This is a genomic window from Bacillus sp. JJ722, assembly GCF_036963345.1.
In the GTDB taxonomy this organism is placed as follows: domain Bacteria; phylum Bacillota; class Bacilli; order Bacillales; family DSM-1321; genus Bacillus_AD.
In genome coordinates, this window is record NZ_JBALMO010000107.1 from 1 (window position 1) to 2,931 (window position 2,931).

General features: G+C 35.6%; 5 protein-coding genes. 2 read left to right on the forward strand and 3 right to left on the reverse strand.

The genetic code is table 11. The features are described from left to right. The 3 genes from V7014_RS14370 to V7014_RS14380 form a co-directional block, all read right to left on the reverse strand. Positions 1-175: DUF5327 family protein (locus tag V7014_RS14370; RefSeq protein WP_335508130.1), on the reverse strand; the 175-nt coding region annotated here is incomplete at its 3' end. A 68-nt stretch (positions 176-243) separates the two neighbouring features. Further along, positions 244-441, reverse strand: a complete 198-nt coding sequence (locus V7014_RS14375; protein WP_335508126.1) for a uracil-DNA glycosylase — start codon at positions 439-441, stop codon at positions 244-246. A gap of 81 nt (positions 442-522) precedes the next feature. Next, positions 523-1,233: a uracil-DNA glycosylase gene (locus V7014_RS14380; protein WP_335508127.1), complete on the reverse strand. Its 711-nt coding sequence runs from the start codon at positions 1,231-1,233 to the stop codon at positions 523-525. Between the two features lie 231 nt (positions 1,234-1,464). Here V7014_RS14380 and V7014_RS14385 point away from each other — a divergent pair, with 231 nt between their 5' ends. Continuing rightward, positions 1,465-1,788 (forward strand): general stress protein, encoded by a 324-nt coding sequence (locus tag V7014_RS14385; RefSeq protein ID WP_335508128.1) that lies wholly within the window; start codon positions 1,465-1,467, stop codon positions 1,786-1,788. A gap of 204 nt (positions 1,789-1,992) precedes the next feature. Next, positions 1,993-2,814, forward strand: coding sequence for a pyridoxine/pyridoxal/pyridoxamine kinase (pdxK, locus tag V7014_RS14390; RefSeq protein WP_335508129.1), 822 nt, complete (start codon positions 1,993-1,995; stop codon positions 2,812-2,814). The last annotated feature ends 117 nt before the right edge of the window (positions 2,815-2,931 follow it).

The following is a 2,931-nucleotide window of genomic DNA, read 5'->3' on the forward strand; positions in this document are numbered from 1 at the left end:
GTTCTTGAACAGGCTGCGCTCTTACCTGCATGTTTCCTTCTTCTTCTGACATTATTTCGCATAATGCTTTAATAGCTAATATATAGCTTTGTTTTTTCTCAAATGTTGAGGCTGTCTTAGCTCTTTGTATAAGCTCTTCCATTTTATTCAACACTTTATCAGATGAGATTTCCATTCTATTCACCTCTAGTGTTCTATTAAAGTTCTTCCTATATCATAATGTACGATTCAGAATCATTCTAGTCATTTTTTCTCATCAAATTTCATGCAATTTTGCCCAGAAGATTGTAAAACAATCATAGAAGGTAGTTGTATCGATTTAAATCCAAATGCTTTACAACCTTTTGGTGCATGCTGATCCCATGTTACAAAATAATGTTTACACTTCACACAATTAATTCTTTGTTTATTTTCCATGTCCCCTTTTATTCTCTCTTTCATAAAATGAAACCTTAGCTTCAATTGGCCGATTCGAATTGTCAGAAAATAATGTTTCATGTGAAACATTGACGAAAATTTTCGTCAACGCACCCATTGGATGTCGTTTTTTGTCTGTTCAAACCCTTGAAACTTCAAGAAATCATCTGGATATTTAACACTACACATCATGGGATGACGACTTTCATAAAAATATCCTTTTTCTATGAACTCCTTATTACTAATCGCCTCTTTTCCCCATAAGAACCAACGAATATTTGGATTGCATGTAGAAATATAAGCCAGTACTTGCTTAGAAAAATGAGCCCAAATATGTTTATGACTATTCGGCTTGCCAGTCTCACATGTAAAAGAAGTATTTAAGAACAAAACCCCTTGTTGCTCTAAATCATCAAACCATAGATGAGGTGGTTTAATAGGAAAACTACCAGAACTAATTTCAGGCTTAATGGACTGAAATGACTTAATATCACTATAATCCTCAATATGATTGAAGTTTTTATACAGCAAACGGACAATGTTTTTCAAGGACACCTGTCGAAATGGACCATTCCAACTTTCCAATCCGCCTACTTCAAATGATCTGCCTGTTGCTGCTCCTTTCATCGGATAAACATCTTGCCCGAGCCAAATAACTTTTACTTTATCTAAATCTGTTGTAAGAAATCGTAAAATTCGTTCTGGATTTGGATTATAGTTCGACCCAATTTCTTGTTCAATTATATGCAGCTCATCCAATATTTTAGATGTTAAAAACGGCTTCCACGAACTATGTATATTATTCGGTAAAATCATTGTACCCTCTACCTTTCAAACTATCTCTTTTCATTTTATCGTAAATCCTCTTTATTCTCTAATTGTTCAATGAAATTAGTAGGCAACGTTAAACACCTCAGAAGACTTTTTTTCAGAAATGAGGTTTTATCTTCCCCATTAGCGGCTATATATTAGCATGGATGCGCTACCCACATCGAGACCATACCATTCGACAAAAAGGGATAAAATAATAATTAGGAGGAATGTTTGATGTATCAAGTTCACGTTGTAGAAAATGGCGTTCAAGCAAAAGAGAAAATTGATGTATTAACAGCCACCGGTTATACCAAAAATGATATTTACATTTTTGCCCACGATAAAGATCGTTCAGAACATCTAACAGAAATCACTAATACAAAAGAAGTAGGCGTTAAAGAACAAGGATTATTAGATTCAATGGGTAACGTATTTCGCTCACGTGGAGACGAGCTACGATCCAAAATGACAAACCTAGGATTAAGTTCATCCGAGGCAAGTAAGTATGAAGAGGAAATGGATTTAGGAAAAGTACTTGTTGTAGCCGTTAAACATTAATAAAAGCAGGTTGTTCATTCAATTGAACAACCTCTTTTTTACTTTATATTCAGCAAATTAAAATCTTGTACATATAAACTTAATTATTATATTCTTATTTAAAGACACAAACTAATTAACAGATTTTCCATAACGCGTTTTCAAGTGTATTCAAAATAGATGTTGATTAGTTCACAATTATCGAACTGCATTAGGAGGATTCATATGACAATGAAAAAAGCTTTAACAATTGCTGGCTCCGATTCAAGCGGCGGTGCAGGTATACAAGCGGATTTGAAAACTTTCCAAGAGCTTGGTGTGTACGGTATGACTGCATTAACTACTATTGTAGCTATGGACCCCAAAGACGACTGGCATCATCAAGTATTTCCACAAGAAACATCTACAGTTGAAGCACAGCTAGAAACGATTCTTTCTGTTGGTGTAGATGCATTGAAAACAGGAATGCTTGGTTCAGTTGAAATTATTGAATTAGCGGCTCGAAAAATTAAAGAACACAATCTTCAAAACGTAGTAATAGATCCGGTAATGGTATGTAAAGGTGAAGATGAAGTGCTATTCCCAGAACATACAATTGCGTACAGAGAAGCATTGCTTCCTCTTGCGACAGTAACGACACCGAACCTGTTCGAAGCATCTCAACTTGCTGGTATGCAAACAATCACAACAGTTGAACAAATGAAAAAAGCAGCTGAAAAAATTCACGATCTTGGTGTGAAATATGTTGTGATTAAGGGCGGAAGCAAATTGCATGGAACAGAAAAAGCGATCGATCTAGTATATAATGGTAAAGAACATATCATTATTGAAAATGATTTAATCCCAACTTCTTATACACATGGTGCAGGTTGTACATTTGCAGCAGCTATTACAGCTCAATTAGCACTTGGAAAATCTGTAGAAGAAGCGATTTCAATTGCGAAAGACTTCATTACAGAAGCGATTCGCCATTCTTGGAAGCTAAATGAATACGTTGGACCAACTATGCATGGGGCTTACAAATTATACGGATCTCAAAAAGCATAAATTAAGAAAAGCGGAAGTGCCCGTTTTTCTCCGTATCTTCTTTCGCCCTCCGACTGAGATAAAGGAAATACGAAGAGCTGGTGTAAGCGATTCGATTTTCCAGCTTCATCGGCCAGC

What these genes read in the sequence shown, in the direction of transcription:
- V7014_RS14375 (WP_335508126.1), bottom strand. Translation starts at nt 441, where the DNA reads ATGAAAGAGAGAATAAAAGGGGACATGGAAAATAAACAAAGAATTAAT.
- V7014_RS14380 (WP_335508127.1), bottom strand. Translation starts at nt 1,233, where the DNA reads ATGATTTTACCGAATAATATACATAGTTCGTGGAAGCCGTTTTTAACA.
- V7014_RS14385 (WP_335508128.1), top strand. Translation starts at nt 1,465, where the DNA reads ATGTATCAAGTTCACGTTGTAGAAAATGGCGTTCAAGCAAAAGAGAAA.
- pdxK (WP_335508129.1), top strand. Translation starts at nt 1,993, where the DNA reads ATGACAATGAAAAAAGCTTTAACAATTGCTGGCTCCGATTCAAGCGGC.